This window comes from Pseudoclavibacter sp. 13-3, from assembly GCF_021168475.1.
In the GTDB taxonomy this organism is placed as follows: Bacteria; Actinomycetota; Actinomycetes; order Actinomycetales; family Microbacteriaceae; genus Pseudoclavibacter_A.
Window position 1 is genome coordinate 106863 of sequence record NZ_JAJOZT010000002.1, and the last position, 18533, is coordinate 125395.

14 protein-coding genes are annotated in these 18533 nt (G+C 58.2%); 8 read left to right on the forward strand and 6 right to left on the reverse strand.

Features of this window, described 5'->3' with window-relative positions; translation table 11 throughout:
- Nucleotides 1-15 precede the first annotated feature (15 nt).
- Genes LRX77_RS04095 through LRX77_RS04115 form a run of 5 tightly spaced genes read left to right on the forward strand, consistent with a single transcriptional unit; the run spans nt 16 to nt 7177 of the window.
- Nucleotides 16-2052, forward strand: coding sequence for a glycosyltransferase (locus LRX77_RS04095; RefSeq protein ID WP_231831639.1), 2037 nt, complete (start codon nt 16-18; stop codon nt 2050-2052).
- Nucleotides 2049-4034 carry a DUF6541 family protein gene (locus tag LRX77_RS04100; RefSeq protein WP_331716131.1) on the forward strand — a complete coding sequence of 662 codons (1986 nt, stop codon included), beginning with the start codon at nt 2049-2051 and terminating at the stop codon, nt 4032-4034. The genes LRX77_RS04095 and LRX77_RS04100 overlap by 4 nt, the downstream gene beginning before the upstream one ends.
- On the forward strand, nt 4034-5323 hold the full coding sequence (locus tag LRX77_RS04105; RefSeq protein WP_231831643.1) for a lipopolysaccharide biosynthesis protein: 1290 nt from the start codon (nt 4034-4036) through the stop codon (nt 5321-5323). The genes LRX77_RS04100 and LRX77_RS04105 overlap by 1 nt, the downstream gene beginning before the upstream one ends.
- Nucleotides 5320-6321: a glycosyltransferase gene (locus LRX77_RS04110; RefSeq protein WP_231831645.1), complete on the forward strand. Its 1002-nt coding sequence runs from the start codon at nt 5320-5322 to the stop codon at nt 6319-6321. Before LRX77_RS04105 ends, LRX77_RS04110 begins: the two co-directional genes overlap by 4 nt.
- Nucleotides 6314-7177: a glycosyltransferase family 2 protein gene (locus tag LRX77_RS04115; protein WP_231831646.1), complete on the forward strand. Its 864-nt coding sequence runs from the start codon at nt 6314-6316 to the stop codon at nt 7175-7177. Before LRX77_RS04110 ends, LRX77_RS04115 begins: the two co-directional genes overlap by 8 nt.
- A gap of 3 nt (nt 7178-7180) precedes the next feature.
- Here LRX77_RS04115 and LRX77_RS04120 read toward each other — a convergent pair whose 3' ends face one another.
- The 5 genes from LRX77_RS04120 to rfbB are packed head-to-tail and all read right to left on the reverse strand — an operon-like array spanning nt 7181 to nt 11680.
- A complete protein-coding gene (locus LRX77_RS04120) occupies nt 7181-8119 on the reverse strand; it encodes a glycosyltransferase (RefSeq protein WP_231831648.1) in 939 nt (312 codons plus the stop codon).
- Nucleotides 8116-8487, reverse strand: a complete 372-nt coding sequence (locus LRX77_RS04125) for a DUF2304 domain-containing protein (protein WP_231831650.1) — start codon at nt 8485-8487, stop codon at nt 8116-8118. The genes LRX77_RS04120 and LRX77_RS04125 overlap by 4 nt, the downstream gene beginning before the upstream one ends.
- Entirely contained in the window at nt 8484-9197 is a 714-nt protein-coding gene (locus tag LRX77_RS04130; RefSeq protein ID WP_231831652.1) for a glycosyltransferase family 2 protein, read from the reverse strand. The genes LRX77_RS04125 and LRX77_RS04130 overlap by 4 nt, the downstream gene beginning before the upstream one ends.
- A 38-nt stretch (nt 9198-9235) precedes the next feature.
- Entirely contained in the window at nt 9236-10663 is a 1428-nt protein-coding gene (locus LRX77_RS04135) for a sugar nucleotide-binding protein (RefSeq protein WP_231831654.1), read from the reverse strand.
- 15 nt (nt 10664-10678) lie between these two features.
- Nucleotides 10679-11680, reverse strand: a complete 1002-nt coding sequence (gene rfbB / locus LRX77_RS04140; protein ID WP_231831656.1) for a dTDP-glucose 4,6-dehydratase — start codon at nt 11678-11680, stop codon at nt 10679-10681.
- Nucleotides 11681-11748: 68 nt separating this feature from the next.
- Here rfbB and rfbA point away from each other — a divergent pair, with 68 nt between their 5' ends.
- The gene (gene rfbA / locus LRX77_RS04145) at nt 11749-12609 is read left to right on the forward strand and encodes a glucose-1-phosphate thymidylyltransferase RfbA (RefSeq protein ID WP_231832000.1); all 861 of its coding nucleotides are present in this window, start codon (nt 11749-11751) and stop codon (nt 12607-12609) included.
- Here rfbA and LRX77_RS04150 read toward each other — a convergent pair.
- Nucleotides 12592-13533, reverse strand: coding sequence for a glycosyltransferase (locus tag LRX77_RS04150; protein ID WP_231831658.1), 942 nt, complete (start codon nt 13531-13533; stop codon nt 12592-12594). The two genes, rfbA and LRX77_RS04150, sit on opposite strands and share 18 nt — an antisense overlap.
- 140 nt (nt 13534-13673) lie before the next feature.
- Here LRX77_RS04150 and LRX77_RS04155 point away from each other — a divergent pair, with 140 nt between their 5' ends.
- Nucleotides 13674-15719, forward strand: coding sequence for a DUF7657 domain-containing protein (locus tag LRX77_RS04155; RefSeq protein WP_231831659.1), 2046 nt, complete (start codon nt 13674-13676; stop codon nt 15717-15719).
- A 15-nt stretch (nt 15720-15734) separates the two neighbouring features.
- A complete protein-coding gene (locus LRX77_RS04160; RefSeq protein WP_231831661.1) occupies nt 15735-18533 on the forward strand; it encodes a CotH kinase family protein in 2799 nt (932 codons plus the stop codon).

The following is an 18533-nucleotide window of genomic DNA, read 5'->3' on the forward strand; positions in this document are numbered from 1 at the left end:
CTGGAAGGATCGCACATGACTACGAAATCGACAACAGCTTCCAAGGCTGCACCTCCGGCCCATGCCTACGAAACAGTGCATCGGGTTGTCTTCCCGACCAGTGAAGATCCGACGCTTCTGCCGCTCTACGTGGACTGGGGTGTGGTGATCTCACCGCGTGGGATCACCATGGACGATTTCACGGGCAGTCGCATGCGTGGTGAAGTCTTGACGGCTCTCGCACTCGACAAGCGCCTTGACGATGCCGAGCTGCCGAAGACCCGACTGATCGACGTCGAGAGACGTGCAGCGACGATCCCGGCGACTGAACGTGCATCGTTTGCAACGTACTTCAATGCCTTTCCGGCAGCCTATTGGCGTCAGTGGACGAACGCTGATTCTGTGAGACTCACCCTGCAGCTCGAAGGCAGAGGCTTGGTCGATGTCATTCGTTCGGATGCGCGGGGCACGTATCAGCGTGTCGACGGCGCAGTTCACGAAGATGGTACCCTCGCCTTCGACCTTGAGCTCAAGCACTTCGGTGACGGAGGATGGCTGTGGTTCGAGATCGAAGCCGATCAGGGCCCGGTCAGACTCAAGTCTGCTGATTGGTCGGTTTGCTCGGAATTCCGCCGAGCCGACGAGGACAGCAAGCTCAGCGTGGCGATCACCACATACAACCGCCCTGACGACTGCATCGTGCAGATGCGTCGGTTTGCCGACTCACCTGAGCTGCTTGAACGTCTTGACCAGCTGATGATCACCGATCAGGGCACGAAACACGTCGAAGCAGCAGACGGTTTCACTGAGGTCAGAGAACGTCTGGGTAAACAGTTCCGTCTCATTCAGCAAGGTAACCTTGGAGGTTCGGGGGGCTTTGCACGTGGGCAGCTTGAGGGTGCGGCAAATCCCGATACCACCTACGTGATGCTGCTCGACGATGATGTTGATGTGGAGACAGAGTGCATTCTGCGGGCACTGAATTTCGCTGACTACACACACAAGCCGATGCTGGTAGGCGGGCAGATGCTCAACCTCTACGAGCGCTCACGCATGTTCACCTTTGGTGAGCAGGTCAACATGGAGGGCTTTAACTACTCCTCATCGAACTCTCGCATCAACAACGTTGACTATGCTCGAGACGGATTGCGTGTCAACGCTTGGCTGCACCCACGTGTTGACGTTGACTACAACGCGTGGTGGATGTGTCTGATCCCCGTTGAGACCATCAAGAAGATTGGCCTGTCGCTCCCGCTCTTCATCAAATGGGATGACGTGGAGTACGGTATTCGCGCCAAAGAACACGGTTACCGAACAGTGACTCTGCCGGGGGTCGCTGTCTGGCACATGCCGTGGACCGCCAAAGATGACCGGCTCGACTGGCAGGCATACTTCCATCAGCGCAACCGGTGGGTTGCGGCATTGCTGCATTCTCCCTATGCGCATGGTGGCATCCTGGCAAAACAGAGCTTCGCCAGCGACGTCAAACATCTTGTTTCCATGCAGTACGCCGCAGTCGAGTTGCGATTGCGTGCATTGGAAGATGTGCTCAAGGGGCCTGCGGAACTCCCGAAGGTGCTGGCAACGAAAATGCCCGAGATGCGTCAGCTGCGCAAGAACTTTCCGGACGGTCGCCAGTTGAACCTTCCCAGTGATTACCCGGAGGTAGCTGGAGAACGTCGAGGTGTCCCACAGGCACCAAAAGGCCACCTTGACTTCTGGATGAAGGCTGCCCTCGCTACCCTTCGACAGCTTTCGCCTAGCCCGAAGAAGGCGGCGAGCGAGCATCCGCAGGCACGCGTGCTGGCCATTGAATCGCAGTGGTGGCATTTGGCCAATTTGGACTCAGCGCTCGTCTCGAGCTCGGATGGTACGGGTGCATCATGGTACGTACGTGATCGCGCGACGTTCACATCACAGCTCAAGAGAAGCATCAAGCTGCATGTGAAGCTGTACCGAAATTGGGCACGAATTGCGAGACTGTATCGCGACCAGAGCGACCTGTTGATGTCTGCTGACAGCTGGCGACGAACACTGGCAGAAGATGAACCGGTGGAGAAAGTCGGAAGGTGATTCAAACACTTGGCGCTTGGCTCGCTCTGTGGCCGACTTTTCTCCTTGCAATCTTCCTCATATGGGGCTTGGGTATGCCGTTTGTCTGGTTGGCCGGTGCCCGTGGCCGTCTCACGTGGATGTGCAGCCCGGTCGTCAGCGCTGGTCTTATTGCTGGTGCCGCCACAGCTCTACCGGCCTTTGGAGTCTCTTGGGGGTTCAAGGGACTTCTCCTGGTGTGGGCTGGCTGTCTTATCGCCGCTGTTGGAGCATGGGGGCTCTTCTTCCGACGCTCGCGTTGGGGCCGGCTACGGCTCCCCTCGACGAGAACACGAACACGGTGGATGGACACTTTCCCGGGGCTCGTACTCGGCGCTGGAGTAATCGGTCTGACGGTCGGCCGGGTGATCGGTGATCCAGAGAATTTTGCACAACGTTTTGACAACATCTTTCACCTGAATGCGATCCGATACATTCTCGACACTGGCGACGCTTCGCCATTATGGATCGGGACGCTCGTTTCCGGTGATACTCCACCGGGGTTCTATCCTTCGGGCTGGCACGCACTTGTTGCCCTGCTCGTCAGCGCGTCGTCGGGAGTATCAATTCCCGCCGCAGTGAATGTGGCGACAATCTTGATCTGTGGGCTGGTGTGGGCTGGAGGTGTGGTCTTTCTTGGCCAGGTCGTGGCTGGACCTCGGCTCGTTGTGGGAATTTGCAGTGGGATAGCTGCTGCGGCTTTTTCGGCTTTTCCATTGTTCTTCCTCGAGTGGGGGACGCTCTACCCCAACCTATACGGATTCAGCTTCATGCCGGCTGTCATGGCTTTGACACTGGTCATTTGCGGTTTGACTCGGGTACAGCTAGGGCCTCGGAGAATCGCATTGACCCTTCTCCTACTGAGCGTTCCTGGACTCGCCTTAGTCCATCCAAGTGCGCTGCTGTTCAGTGCTCTGCTGATGTCGATTGCAGGGGTTTTCAGCCTCTTTCGACGCTACCCCGGATTAGACCTGAGACAGAAATGGGTTCACGCTTTCGCAGCGGTGACAATTGTCCTGCTCTTCTCCCTTCTCTGGTGGAAATTGCGGACTCCAGTTGCTGACTCATCCCGGCATCAAGGCAGAGTGACGATGGCGCAGGGCTTCGGAGAGTGGCTGGGCAACGCACCCGTAGGGCATGCTTTTGCCCTGGTCGTCAGCTTCGCCGTGCTGTGGGGAGGGTGGAAGGCCTGGACGCTTCACAGGAGGGTATTGGTTCTCTGGTGGGCCGCAACGGGTGTCATGTATGTGTTCACAGCCTCTTTCGATCCGGGCCTGCAGCAGGTCATTCGTGAGATTCTCACCGGAGGGTTCTATACGGATCAGTATCGCGTGGCCGCTTTGACTGCGATAACAGCGGTCCCGCTGGCCATACTTGGACTGGTCTCTTGCTTCGATGCTGTGACTACCTGGTCGACCAAAATCGCGGTGCTTCTTGATTGGATTCGTCCTGCAGCGGTGAAGGCGCTGGCGCTGACGATTCTCGCCATTCTCACCGTCGGGCTGACGCAGATCCACGTTGTTCAAGCCACGGCGGGTAAGGTAACTCCCTTCTTCCGCAACACTGGAGACGCAGAGATCTTGACAGGGGATGAGAGAGCGGTACTCGAGAAAGTCGGCGACCTGGTACCACAAGGTGCAACGATTATTGTGAATCCGGGCACGGGTGCTGCCTTTGCGTATGCGCTTGCCGATCGCAGAGTGACGGAGTCAGCAATCTTGAATATTCCCACTGAGCAGGAGCAAGTTCTTCGCCGTTCGCTCGACGATATCGATAGTATGCCTGCCGTGTGCCAGGCCGTCCGGAGTTTGCAGGCCTATTACGTCTTAGACTTTGGGAATGGGAACACGCTGAATACAACATTCGCCAATGGCTATGAAGGCTTCGAAGATCTCACATCATCTGATTTTCAGACGCTCTATCAAATGGGGAGTGCAAGGCTGCTGCGCATTGAAGGTTGCTGATGGCTGAGCGACGAGGGGACTCCAGAGGGAAGTTGCTGCAGAGGTTCTTTGGATTCAGCACACTCCCGCTGATTGGCTCCCTCAGCTCGCTTGTTCTTCTCCCTGTCGTCTCGCGCATGGCCGGTGTCGATGGGTGGGCCGCTATTGGTCTTGGACAGGCAGTGGGGTCGTTCTGCGGCATCGCGGTGAGCTACGGCTGGAATACTGTGGGCGGTGCGAGAATCGCCTTGGCGAAATCGTCTGCAGACAGGCTGAGAATCTATCAGGAGAGTCTGCTCACTCGTCCTGCACTGCTGGTGCTTCTATCCATCGTGAGCTGTGTCGCTCTGTCGCTGACCCTCGACATGGATGCCCAGGTCACAACTCTCTGTCTTATGATGACGGTGGCAGCGATGATCACCGGCATGTCCTTCGCCTGGTTCGCGGTGGGGGAAGGGAAACCTTCACTCATTCTGAGATTCGAGACGATCCCCACCGTTGTCTGCATGATCGTGTCGGCTGTCGTCATAATCCTCACGGGGAACCTGCTGTGGTATCCGATCGGGATAGCATCTGGGCCATTGATCGGGCTGCTTTTGTTCCACCGACACGTCTTGGGGCGTGGTCTACCGAGAGTTGACTCGGCGTTCCGAGATGTTCGTCACGCGTTCAGGGTGAACGGACAGCCTGCGCTCATCGAGCTGGCCGGTGGGCTCTACACTGCGGCACCTGTGACGGCGGCAGCTATTGCAGCCGGTGTCGCGGCAACTGCAGAGATGACTTCTGCTGACAAGCTCTACAGGTTGGCGACGATGGCGGTCATGGTGCTTGGCAACACGTTGCAGAGCTGGGTGCTCGAAACCGACCAGCGGGGCACTCGTCTGCGCAGACAATGGATGGGCATAGCGGCTCATCTGATTCTCGGAATCGTGGGATTCCTCGGTCTGACACTGCTCGGGCCGTGGCTCACCCGCGTTGCCTTCGGCACCGAGGTAGCGGTATCGGGACCAGTACTCATGGCCTATGGTGTAGTCTTTCTGCTCATTTCTGTTTCTACCCCGCTGAATCGCAATGTTCTGATCCCTGCAGGCAAGACCTCGACCGTGTTGGTTGCAACGGCCTCTGCCGCGATCTGCTCTGTCCCGGCCATGCTCGTTGGGGGGCATCTGTGGGGAGCGCTGGGAGTAGCCTTAGGATTCGTGGTCAGCGAGATTGCTGTTTTCTCGATTCTCGCACCGAGCGCGATGATCGAGCTGAAGAGGGAACGCCGATTCGGAGTACCGAACGAGAAGAGGGATGGTGAGGCATGACAGGCGCGATTGCCCTAGCAGCATACAAACCTGATCCAGAGCTGTTCGCTCGTCAGCTTCGATCTCTGCAGGCACAGTCTGTTGAGGATTTTGTCTGTGTCATATCTGCAGACGGCGAACCTGATCAAGTTCTTGAGCTCGTCCGCGAGTCCACTGACAATGACTCGCGCTTCTCTGTATCAGGGTCTGACGAGCGCGTGGGGTTCTATCGCAACTTCGAGAGAGCGCTGCGAGCTTGTCCAGATGACGCAGATTGGTACGGCTTCAGCGATCAGGACGACTATTGGTACCCTGAAAAGCTTGAGAAGCTCATTCCTGCTCTCGACCAGCACTCGCTGGTGTCCGGACAAGCCCGAATCGTCCAGTATCCGAGCGGCAGAGTTATCAAGGAGAAGACCGACCGTCGGGCGGTGTCGCTGTCTGAGTTTCTCCTGATCAATCAGTTCTCCGGTGCGATGATGCTCTTTTGCCCAGAGGCCCGAACACTTGCACTCCCATTCCCGGGTCTGTCTTCACGTTCAGAGGTACATGATCACTGGGTTGCGGCCTGTGCCGGTGCACTGGGCTCCGTGGCGGTCATCGACGAGACGCTTCAAGACTATGTTCAGCATGGTGGCAACGTCATCGGAGAGCAAAGCCTCCAAGAGCGACGCAGTGATCCGTTGAAGACTCTGGGCATACTCCGGGGCATCGCCCGCAAGTATGAACGATCGGGCTCTCCTGTAGCTATGACGCGAGCAGTCTTTCGAATGGGTACCGGCTGGCGCGACCTTATGGTGGGCACGCTGAGCGAGCGTCTTTCGAGCTATTCTCCACAGCTCTTGGAAGCCCAGCAGCATTTCCTGCGAGATGGCCTCATCGAGTATTCGAAGTGGCTCCAGCATGAGCAGCAGGAAGGGTTTCTGGACGTTGGATCGGTGCGTGAATTGACGGTCAGCCGGGCTCTTGCGCCCTTGTTCCGCAGGAAGGGCCAGGCAGGGTACGACGCTCATGAGTGACATCAAGTTCGCCATCATGCTGCCCTACTATGGCCCGAAGGCGCTTCTCCAGCAGGCCGTGCAGAGCGTGCTTCGTCAGCAGACAGCCACTGGGTGGTCGCTCACCATTCTTGACGACGCATATCCTGACGAATCTGCAGGCCGTTGGGCGAAGGGTCTGAACGATCCGCGAATCACATACATCCGTAACCCGAAAAACTTGGGGTTGGCCCTGAACTTCCAGAAGGCGTTGGAGCTCTCTGCCGGGACGTACACGATCTTGCTGGGCTCTGACGATGTGCTGTTGCCGAACTACATCGAGGAACTCGATCGGCTGACGGGTATCGCCCCTGATGCTGACATTGTGCAGCCCGGAGTCAGCGTGATCGATCAAACCGGGCAAGAAGTCAGACCCCTCGTAGACCGAGTGAAAGCGGCGATCAGGCCACGCCTGAAAGGCGGAACAGAGCGCATACTGTCGGGAGAGACCCTTGCCGTGAGTCTGCTCCGAGGCGACTGGGCGTACTTCCCCTCCATCGCCTGGAAAACCGCCAGCGTACAAGGGTTTGGCTTTGACTCGGGCATGGAAACAGCTCTTGACCTGCGGCTGCTCTTGAGCGTCATAGGTGACGGCGGCAGCATGATAATCAGCGACGAAGTCTGCTTCACCTATCGCAGACACAAGAAGTCTGTCTCATCTGAGCTTGCCCGTGAAGGCGGCAGATTCACTGAGGAAGAGGAGCTGTTCCGAGAGTTCGAGCAAAAGTTCGCCGCTCAGGGATGGCGCAGGGCGCAGCAGGCCGCACGTTGGCACATCACCTCTCGTGCATATCGCCTGCTCAGTCGGCTGCAGCCCAAAGCTCGTGGTCGTGAGTGAGGATCACTGCGTCGTCTCTGCTGGGCGTTGTCCTTTGACTCCTTGCCTGGCGTCCCGAAGCGCGGCTCGAACCGCCAGACGGTTCGCAGATCTGTTCTTGTCAACCGTGACTGACAAGATCACTGAGGGAATATCCATGAATTGCCGCCGCAGGACTCGCCGCCAGCCGATGCCGCGCTTGTGCGTCCGGGCGACGAGTATCGAGTTCCGAGTGATGTAGTACATGCGGAGTGGGTTGTGCCGGGCCACGGTGACTTGGTGCCCAAATATGCGCACGGGGCGCCCAAACACCTCAAGGGGAGTCGGCTCGCCGATCGCATGAGAGAGATCGGTCCCGTCTACGGCGAGTAGGGAACGACCCTGCTCGAGGCACCGGTAGTTGAAGTCTGTATCGACGCCATCGATGACCAGGCCCTCATCGAAGGGGCCAACAGCGTCCAAGGTCTCCACGGGAATGACAGCTCCCGATTGAATCGGGTCGAACAGATGAGCCCAGCGTCCTTCGGCACCGTGTGAGTCTCGTTTGACCTGTCGTCCCGCGATGGAGCTGGGAGCCAGAAGGCCGACTTCGACGTCATCGGTACGTGCTTGTGCGAGCTGCTGGAGCGCGGAAGCTGCGTAGCCACGCGGGAGTCGAGAGTCCTGGTCAATTGTGAGTATCGCCCGTATCAGCGGGGACTTTCTCGCTTGATCGATTCCGACGTTCAGAGAGTTTGCGATGCCGAGGTTCTGCGGCTTCCGGATAATCCTGATCTTCACGCCGGAAACCGCTTCGCGACTCTCGAGTGCGCGCAGCGCTGCATTGGATCTGTTCTGGTCCGATCCGTCATCAACGACGATGATCTCGCCGATCTCATTCTCGATCAGAGACTGGACACATTCGAGCAGGCCAGCATCAGGGCGATACGTGGGGATCACCGCTGCCAGACCGGTAGACGTCATGAACGCTCGTCCTTCGCGTCGAGACCTTCATCGGCCCGGTTGACGAGTTCCACCTGGGTGCGCAGGATAGCGACTTCCTCGGCCAGTCGGCGTGTGCGCCCTTCGCTGCGGGAGAGCTCCCATGAAAGGTGGACGGAGACTCCCACGAGCAGAGCCAGGGTCATGGCGAACAACAGGTTTGAGGGAACCTGAATACCTACGAGCTCGGAGAGCCAGTAGAGGATCCGTGGGAAGATCGCCAGTATGAGCGTGGCAACCCCGAGCGTCATCCAGAGTATTGCGTACTTCTCCTTGAGCTTCTGCCGTCTGACTAAGTCGAGGAGCAGAACCAGTACTGCGAGAACGAAGATCGCTGCGAGCACTCTCACTGTCGAACTCCTTCTCTCTTGGGCTTTGCGCCGGGCGTGCGCCGGATGAGTGCGAAGCCCAAGGCCAGTCCTGATCTTCCCAGGTAGATCGCGGCCTTCCACGGTGAATGGCTGGGTACTCCGCCTTGCCGCGGGCGCATTGCGACAGGAACCTGCTGCACGATACACCCCGCTCGGATCGCGCCGACCAGCGAATCGATGGTGTCGCCGAGGTACTCGGCAGGATAGTGACGCACGTACTGGTGTATTGCCTTCTCACTTGCAGCCCGAAAACCGGACGTCACATCGGTCAGTCTGGTCTTGGCCAGTCGTGACAGCACGCCGGCGAGCACGTTCATCGCCCACTTGCGCGGCCCATGAACCTCATATTCGCCGACGTCGGCAAACCGTGCGCCGATAACGATGTCGGCTCCGGCATCCACAGCGTCAAGCAGCTTCTGCACGTCCTTGGGGTTGTGTTGGCCATCAGCGTCAAGCTGCACTGCCCTGGTGAATCCCATTCGCTCGGCAAATGTGAAGCCGGCACGCATGGCTGCCCCGACGCCCATGTTGAACGGCAGCTGAAGCACGACAGCACCAGCTTCACGCGCTATGTCTGGCGTGGCATCCTCTGAGCCGTCATCGACTACGAGGACGACGCACCTCGGGCCATTCTGCTGAACGTCACGAATGGTCGACCCGATGACTGCCGACTCGTTCCATGCTGGCATGATCACGAGTGGCAGCGAGGTATCGAGGCCGAGTGATGTCAACGATCTCCCCAGACCTGGCTGACGTATTCACCGAGTGCCTCCGCTGCGGTCGGAATCGAGAAGCCGGTGCTCTCTATGCGGTTGACGCAGAGCGTGCTGTGCGTGGGCCTCGGTGCAATCCCCGTCTTCCCCTCGAAGTAGGCGGCAGTGGTGATGGGTGTGACGTCTTCGGCATCTGCTCCCGCAGCTGCGAAGAGAACCTTTGCGACGTCTGCCCAGCTTTGGGTAGGCCCGGTGTTGCTGACGTTGTAGGTGCCGAAGGGTGCCTTGATGTCGATGAGATGTCGAATCGCCGAGGCCAGCGTATCGGTGAAGGTCAGGCGCCCGTACTGGTCATCGACAACGCTGGGGTGTACACCCTTCTTGGCAAGACTCCACATCGTGCGCACGAAGTTGTTGCCGTCGCCGATGACCCAGCTGGTGCGGATCGTGTAGTGGCTCGGTAAAGTGGTCACGATCTGGTCTGCTGCAGCCTTAGTCTGCCCGTAGACGCCGAGTGGTGATAACGCCTCGGACTCATCGTGTAGCTGCTCGGTGCCGTCGAAGACATAGTCGCTGGAGACGTTGACCAAGGTGGCATGGTTGTCGCGTGCGATTTCAACCAGTTGGCGTACGGCATCGACGTTGACTTTCCACGCAGTGCGCCGACCCTCAGGGCTTTCTGCGCCGTCGACATTCGTGTATGCCGAAGCGTTAATGATCACGCCGACATTAGACCAGTCATAGTCAGAGGCGAGCGTGTCGCTGCTCATGTCGATCACGGAACGATCGGCGTAGGCAGCTTCATCTCCATATTCTGCGTGCAGCGCCCGGCCGAGCTGCCCATTGGCCCCGAGGACCAAAGTGGTGCGTGGAACGACAGGCTTCGCATCTGCAAGCATCGGATGCTTGCGGTCTTTGTCAGAGAGCTCCGCGCGGTCGAGCGGGATCGGCCACTCAATGGCGAGTATCGGGTCGGCCAGGTTGACGAAAGAGTACTGGTCGAGCTTGTCTGCAGACCAGTGAGCGTTGACGAGGTATGAATAGGCCGTGGCGTCTTCGAGTGTTTGAAAGGCGTTGCCAACTCCGCGCGGAACAAAGATCGCTTGGTCGGGCCGGATGACCTGCGTGTGGATGGCGCCGAAACTCGGCCCCTTCCTCAGATCAACCCAAGCGCCAAAGATTGCGCCAGTCGCCACTGAGATGTACTTGTCCCAGGGCTCCGCATGTATACCTCTCGTCGTGCCGCGGGTCGCGTTGAACGAGATGTTGTTCTGCACGGGGCCGAAATCTGGGAGACCGAGCGGCAGCTGCTTCGCTCGCTGCCAGTTCTCCTTGAACCACCCACGGTTGTCACCATGAACGGGGAGGTCAAACACGACCAGACCGGGGATGTCGGTCTCCGTGGCAGTCAGATCACGCTCATAGTGCAGGTCGTCACTCACGTTTGCCATCTCCTCTTACTGCCCGGCCTTCGCGTACTTCGCTTCCACTTCCGCCTTCTGGGGAGCCCACCACTCTTCATGCTCGGTGTACCAGGCAATCGTGTCGGCCAGCCCAGAGCGAAAATCAGTGAACTTCGGCTGCCATCCGAGTTCTGCTCGCAGCTTGCTCGAATCGATCGCGTAGCGCAGGTCATGACCAGGGCGGTCATTCACATGATCGTAGTCATGGGGGTCCTTGCCCATCAGCTCGAGGATGAGCTCTACGACGGTCTTATTGTTCTGCTCGCCGTCGGCTCCGATGAGGTAAGTCTCGCCGATGCGCCCCTCTTCGAGTACTTTGAGCACAGCCGAAGAATGGTCGTTGGTGTGGATCCAATCGCGCACGTTCAGACCGGCCCCGTACAGTTTCGGCCGGATGCCCGCCACGACATTGGTGATTTGCCGAGGGATGAACTTTTCGATGTGCTGGTAGGGGCCGTAGTTGTTCGAGCAGTTCGAGATCGTCGCCTGCACGCCGAACGAACGCACCCATGCCCGAACGAGGAGGTCGCTGCCGGCCTTCGTCGATGAGTACGGCGATGAGGGGTTGTACGGAGTGTGCTCGGTGAACCGGGCGGGATCGTCCAGCTCGAGGTCGCCGTAGACCTCATCTGTCGAGATGTGATGGAAGCGCACATTGTGGCGGCGGACGGCCTCGAGCAGCGTGTAGGTGCCGATCAGATTCGTATCGATGAAGGGGCGTGGGTTCTGGAGAGAATTGTCGTTGTGTGACTCGGCAGCGTAGTGCACTACTGCGTCTGCCTTTTCCACTAAGGCGTCGACGAGGTCAGCGTCGGCGATATCACCCTTTACGAAAGACACGCGGTCTTCGGGGAGGCCAGCGATGTTCGCGAGATTCCCCGCGTACGTCAGCTTGTCGAGCACGGTCACGTGCCAGTCCGGGCGCTCGGCCACGACATGATGCACGAAATTCGATCCAATGAACCCGGCGCCGCCGGTCACAATCACTTCAGCCATGGCTCCCATCCTACTGGGCGCGCGCGAGGTCTCCCTGTTGTGAGGCTGGTATGTGGGAGAATGGCAGCATGCGTGGAATCATTCTGGCCGGTGGCACCGGCTCTCGACTGCACCCGATCACTTACGGCATCAGCAAGCAGCTGGTTCCTGTGTACGACAAGCCGATGATCTACTACCCGCTTTCAACGCTCATCCTCGCGGGCATTCAGGACATCCTGATCATCACGACGCCGCACGACGCTGAGCAGTTTCAGCGCCTGCTCGGAGATGGCTCTCAGTTCGGGATCAACCTGACCTATACGGTTCAAGCATCCCCGGATGGCTTGGCCCAGGCCTTCGTTCTCGGCGAAGACCACATCGGCGATGACGATGTCGCTCTGGTGCTCGGGGACAACATCTTCTACGGCGCCGGTCTGGGAACTCAGCTCAAGCGATTCGACGATCTTCACGGTGCAGCCGTCTTCGGCTACTGGGTCTCTGACCCCACAGCCTATGGCGTTGTCGAGTTTGACGAGAACGGCAAGGCCATCAGCCTTGAGGAGAAGCCCAAACAGCCGAAGAGCAACTACGCCGTGCCGGGTCTCTACTTCTATGACAATCAGGTCGTGGAGATCGCCAAGGGGCTCAAACCTTCAGCGCGAGGTGAGCTCGAGATCACCGACCTGAACCGTGTCTATCTTGACCGTGGAGAGCTGCAGGTGGAGATTCTTCCTCGAGGCACCGCATGGTTGGACACCGGAACGTTTGACAGCCTGAACGATGCCACCAACTTCATCCGAACAGTGCAGGCGCGGCAGGGGCTGTTTGTGGGATCCCCCGAGGAGACTGCTTGGCGGCAAGGATTCCTCAGCGACGACGGGCTCCGTGCCGCTGCCGAACCGCTGGTGAAGAGCGGCTATGGGCGCCGACTCCTAGAACTCCTTGCCTGACCCCACTGCCGGGTACTGCAGGTACAGCAGGCGCGCGTTCTCGTGACGGTTGCGGCGAATGCCGTCGAGTGTCATTCCTATCGAGAGACTCATGAAGCCCACGATGGCGAGAGAGGACGCGAGGATTGCAGACGGAAATTTAGGGACGAGGCCCGTCTGCGCGAAATCGACCAGAACGGGAACCCCGAAACACAGAGCAGCAACCAGAGCGATGAGCGCCAGGGTGCCATGGAAGACGAGGGGGCGCTCGAATCGTACGAGGTCAACGATGAGGGAGAGTATCTTGATGCCGTCACTCACCGTGTTCAGTTTGCTCTCCGTGCCCTCAGCGCGGTCCTTAAAGCCCACTTCGACTTCAGTGTGCGGTATGCGGAGACTCGCGTAGTGCACAGTCAGCTCGGTCTCCGTCTCGAATTCGCGTGACACCGCGGGGAAGGACTTCACAAATCGCTTCGAGAACACACGGTAACCACTGAGCATGTCGCTGACGGGCTCCTTGAACAGCCAACTGACCAGACTGTTGAATGCCCGGTTGCCAAGCGAGTGGCCAGGTCGGTACGCAGAGTCGGATTGCTCTTGTCGAACCCCTAGGACATGGTCGAACGGACCGTCAAGGAGTGCCTGGATCATCTGGGGCAAGGCGTGGGCGTCATACGTGTCATCGCCGTCGATGAGCACGTAGACATCTGCATCGATGTCGCCGAAAGCGCGGCGGACCACATTGCCCTTACCCTTGCGGAGCTCGGTGCGCACCGTGGCACCGTGGTCGCGTGCCACGGCAGCCGTTCCATCTGTACTGAGGTTGTCGTAGACGTAGATTCTCAGCTGCGGAACGGCGCTACGCAGATCGGTGATCACCTTGCCGACGGCTGCAGCCTCATTGTGGCAGGGTATGATTGCTGCGATTTCGAGTTCTGGAAACATGTCTCCCCGTGGTGGCGTGCTCGGGAGTTGCACGCGATACGTCCAACTCTAGACGATGGTGAGCGGGCCAGCTTGCTCTTTCGGGATCGACATGGCGACCGTTCCCAGAGTTGTCATCTGACTAATACCGGAGGGTGTGCATGTCTCTTACAGAGGAGACCCTGGCGAAGATCAACCGGTTCCAGGCGATCGTTCAAGGACGAATTGTCCGTCTGACAAGGCCGCGTCTGAGCGGGATGCCGAATCTGCTGGTCCTGTTGTGGTTTCCCGGCCTCTTGGTCGGTGCCGCATGTGTGTTGGTGATGTTCGGGATCTCGGGGAGTTCCACTGCAGCTTGGGCGTCCTACTTTGGTGACCAAGCAGGGGTGACAGTGCTTGCCGGGGAGCCGAGGCCGATTCGATCTGATGAATGGATGATTCAATCTGGCTGGGTTGTGTCTCAGTACCAGCTCGGATTCCCCGTCATGAACGGCGCATTCCCTGGTGGGGTCAATTCTCTGATGTACAACGATGCACCGACTCTGCACTGGTCGATGGCCTTTCGCCCGCATCTGTTGGGATTCTTCGTGCTGCCATTGGACCAAGCTATGAGCGTGCGCTGGTGGTTGCCAGTCGTTGCTCTCGTTGGCATGTGCTACGTGCTGATCGTTCTCTTTCTTCCGACTCGGCCTCTCTCAGCAGCAGCGTTGAGCATTGCGGCGTTCTGCAGTCCGATCATTCAATGGTGGATGCTTCCTTCCACGCTGTGGCCTGTGGCGTGGGCGTTCGCTGTTCTGACGGCCGTCGTCCTCGCCTTAAAGGTGAGCAAACGCTGGGTGCGCGTGGCCGCTGCAGTCGTGGCCGGGTACCTCACAGTCACTATGGCTATGAGCCTGTATGTTCCGTACATGGTTGCGACCTTCGTACCAGTCCTTTTCGTCTCTGTAGGGCTGGCGGCGTCAGCTGCTCGTGCAGGGGCTCTACGCTGGCGCTTGGTTCTTGCACGCCTCACTCCATTGCTTGTGGCGGGGGCTGTCGCGGTCTTCGTGGTGGGGCTTTGGCTGTTCCAGCAGAGAACATCCGTGCAGCAAGTGCTTTCAACGGCGTACCCGGGAGCGAGGAACACGCTTCCAGGGCAAGGAGATCGCCATGATTTGCTTGCGTTGATGTCTGCACCGTTCCAGAGTGCTCTGAACTCAGGCGACTTCAGCGGCCTCGGTGTGAACCCCCCGGAATCTGCAAGTCCTCTGCTTGTCGGCCTGTTTCTTGTTCCAGCAGTCATTTGGGTGATTGTGCACTTTCGTAGGACCACCGGCTATCTCGATTGGGCACTCGTCTCGACACTCGCAGCCAATCTGTTCGTTTTGGCTTTTCTGTATATTCCTGGCTGGGCGGTGATATCCAAACCGCTGGGGCTCTTCCTGACGACCGAGCACAGGCTCCGGCTTGCCTTCGTCGTTCTGAACGTGGTCACAGTGGCATTGCTGGTCCATCGTCTCGATACGCTCAAACGGCGAGGCCCGTGGTGGGTCGCTTCATCTGTCGCGGCACTGGTGGTGCTCAGTGTCATCGTCGTTGCGTTAGGCCTCAGGAATGCCCATTCAACGGTGACGGAGCCGAAAAGTGTTTGGATATGCGTAGCTTTGGCGCTGACTGCTGCGGTCGTCTGGATTGTACGTCGGCGACTACTGCCCGCGGCGGTGGCTCTCCTATTGGTGTCAGTTGCGCTGTGCGGCCGAGTCAATCCAATGACTTCAGGTGTCTATGACTTGCGTGAGACAGAGGCCGGGAGGGCAGTGCTTGCCCTGTCCGCGGCCAATGGGGGAGCGCGTTGGGTGAACGTCGGCGGACCCGAGGTCATGTCAATTCTCTTCGAGGCGGGCGTCCCGATGTACGGCGGCATGCAGACGTATCCGCCGACACTGATGTGGAACGAGATTGACCCGATGGGCCGATATGAGCACCAGTGGAACAGGCTCGCCCAGGTGAAATGGACGCTCGGCGCAGGCGAGCCAGTGGTATCGAACCCAGCGCCTGATGCCATCGACGTCACCTTCGATGCATGTAGCGATTTTGCACAGTCAAATGTGCGATTTGTGCTGAGCGACGTGCCTGTCGAATCGCCATGTGCGCGAACGCTTCAGGTGATCACACAAGGGACAACCACCGTCTACATCGCAGAGGTTACACAACCTGGACGGGCGTAGGCACACAGTAGATTCATGGGTAACGCCTATATGGCGCTAAGATACACCGAGATCTGTGACTTTCCCGGAGGGGGCGCCGTGTATCCATACGTAACATCGAGGTTTTCGCGTCTTGGGCGCCTGGGCGCGGTGATTGTCCTGTGCTCAGTCTTCGTCTCAGGGGTCGGCATCTCCGCGCATGCCGCACCTGATGATGCAGATGATTTGTCATCACCAAGTCAAAGTGAGACGAGCTCGCTGCCGACTGAGGGCGATGATGCCACTGAGGATCGACGCACAGAATCAACCGCGGGCGAAAGCGACCCAGAACTTACGCCAGAACAGTTGCGCGAGGTGCAGGCGGAGTCCAACGGTCCATCGGCACCTCAAGGGCGAAGCGCCGCGAAAGCATACCAGGCGACCCCACAGAACGACATCCCTTTGCTGAGCATTTCCATGGGTGGAGGAAAGACACTTGCCGATCTGAACTCCAGCAAGCGTACAAATGGATCATGGCCAAAGTTCGGGGGGTCTACCGTATCTGTTCAAGACCCCATTACTGCTTCGAATAATCTCAATGCGACAGATGTCACGATTCGGGGTCGAGGCAATTCAACTTGGGATGGTGCAAAGAAGCCCTATCAGATCTCCTTTTCGGAAAAGGTCAATTTGCTCGGTCTGGACAAGGACAAGGGGGCGAAGTCGTGGGTGTTGTTGGCGAATCATTTGGACGCATCTATGGCGCGAAACAAGCTGATCTATGACCTTGGCCAGCGCCTAGGTATGACGTATTCGCCACCAGCAGCCTACGTTGATCTTGTGATCAATGGTGAGTACCTGGGGAACTATCTCCTGACCGACAAAGTGGAGGTTGGCAAGGATCGAGTCAATCTAAAGAACAAGGATGGGGTGCTGGTCGAACTGGACACGCTCCGCGGTTCGGGTGAGCCTCATGGGCATCGGACAAAGAGCGGTACTCTGTTCGTACTCCAAGATTCAAAGAACGGTGCCGATGATGGAACTCTCGATGCAGATACACAAGTGGGCTGGACGAGCTTTCAAGACAAGGTCGATGCGCTGGACAAGGCTCTGTCTGATCCGAGTCCAAGATGGACAGACATAGAGAAGCTTATCGATATCGATTCCTTTGCACTTTATTATTTCATCGTCGAACTGACGGAGAATCGTGATTCGACCGCTACGAGTGTCTTCTTCTATATGGATGGCAAGGACGATCTGCTCCACATCGGCCCGATCTGGGACTATGACTGGTCACTGTACAGTCAACCTGGTATGGATGAGACGACCAACTATGCCAAGAATGCTGCCCAACTCGTGGGGAGCGGCAACGCTTGGTTTCGTCAACTTGCGCAACACCCTGAGTTCGAGAGCAGGCTTCGCGAACTCTACAATAAGGCAGGGGGAGTAGGTGAAGCGCTTGCGCAGCTCCCGAGTAATCTCGACGTGATCTTGGCCGCGAACAAGAAGTCTGCTGCTGCGAATGAGAAGAAGTGGCCTGCGGCGGGCAAATACTCGATTGACGGAGTGCGGTCAGTTAGTGGTAGTCAGACGTACCTGAGTAACTGGATAGCCAAGCGTGTCGCGTATCTGGACGGAGTCTATGGGCTGCCCGACGGTGTTCCTGTCGAAGACAGCACACAGCTTACTTACTCGACCCATGTGCAGAATGTCGGCTGGCAGTTCCCGGCGACCAATGGCATGCAGTCTGGAAGCACAGGTCGGTCTTTGCGGCTAGAAGCCGTGAAGTTTCAGACGGCCGGATCCCCACTCGCCGGTTCTGTGGTAGGAAATGCACACGTACAGAACCAGGGTTGGACTGGGTGGCAGGATGGTGGCCAACCGGTCGGGAGTGTCGGAAAGAGCCTGAGGGTGGAAGCCTTACAGCTGAAAGTCACCGGAGAGTTAGCGGACAAGTACGATCTGTACTACCGTGTGCACGTTCAGGATGTCGGCTGGATGGGATGGTCCAAGAACGGACAAGTCTCGGGCACCACCGGTCAGTCACTGCGAATCGAGTCACTTGAGGTGACACTCGTGCGCAAAGAAACTGAAGTGCAACCACGAGGTGCGTCCGCTGTTCTTGACCGAGGAATTCGACTTCTCAGTTCGACAGATGAGATCACGACTCGCGATGCAGGGGCCAGCGGAACAATACGTGTGCGAGGTTGGGCATTTGACGTCAGCGACCCGTCGCGCCCGATTAATACCGATGTCTATGTGAAGCGGTTGGAGGACGGAAGCCGCGCAGGCTATCGGTTCACCGCAGACAAGGACCGCAGCGATGTGGGGAAGGCTTTCAAGACGAGCTACTCCCCTGGAGACACGCATGGTTTCGATGAGACCATCGCCGTGAGTCGGCCAGGCACCTACGAGATCTGTGTTTATGCAGCGGTGAACGGCGACGCGCACTCTGACGCAAGATGCACGACGACAAATGCCTTGGCGTCGGTGACTGCACGCGGAGTAGTCGATGAGGTGAAGGCGGCCGCTACAGATGACGGAGCCGGTATTCAGATTCGCGGCTGGGCATTCGACCCTGCATTGCCATCACAGTCCATTCCGGTGCATGTCTACGTCAGAGATCCAGCGGGGAAGACGACCGGCTACTCGACGATTCAATCAGTAGCGATTGTGGCAGATCAACAGCGCCAAGACGTAAACACATACTTCGGCATAGCCGGAAACCATGGGTTGGATCTGACGATCCCCGTCACTCAGCACGGGACGTACAGTGTGCAGGTCTTCGCGATAGGTATGTCATGGAGAGGGGCTGGCAGCAACCCTCTCATAGGTACAAGCAACGTGACATACTGA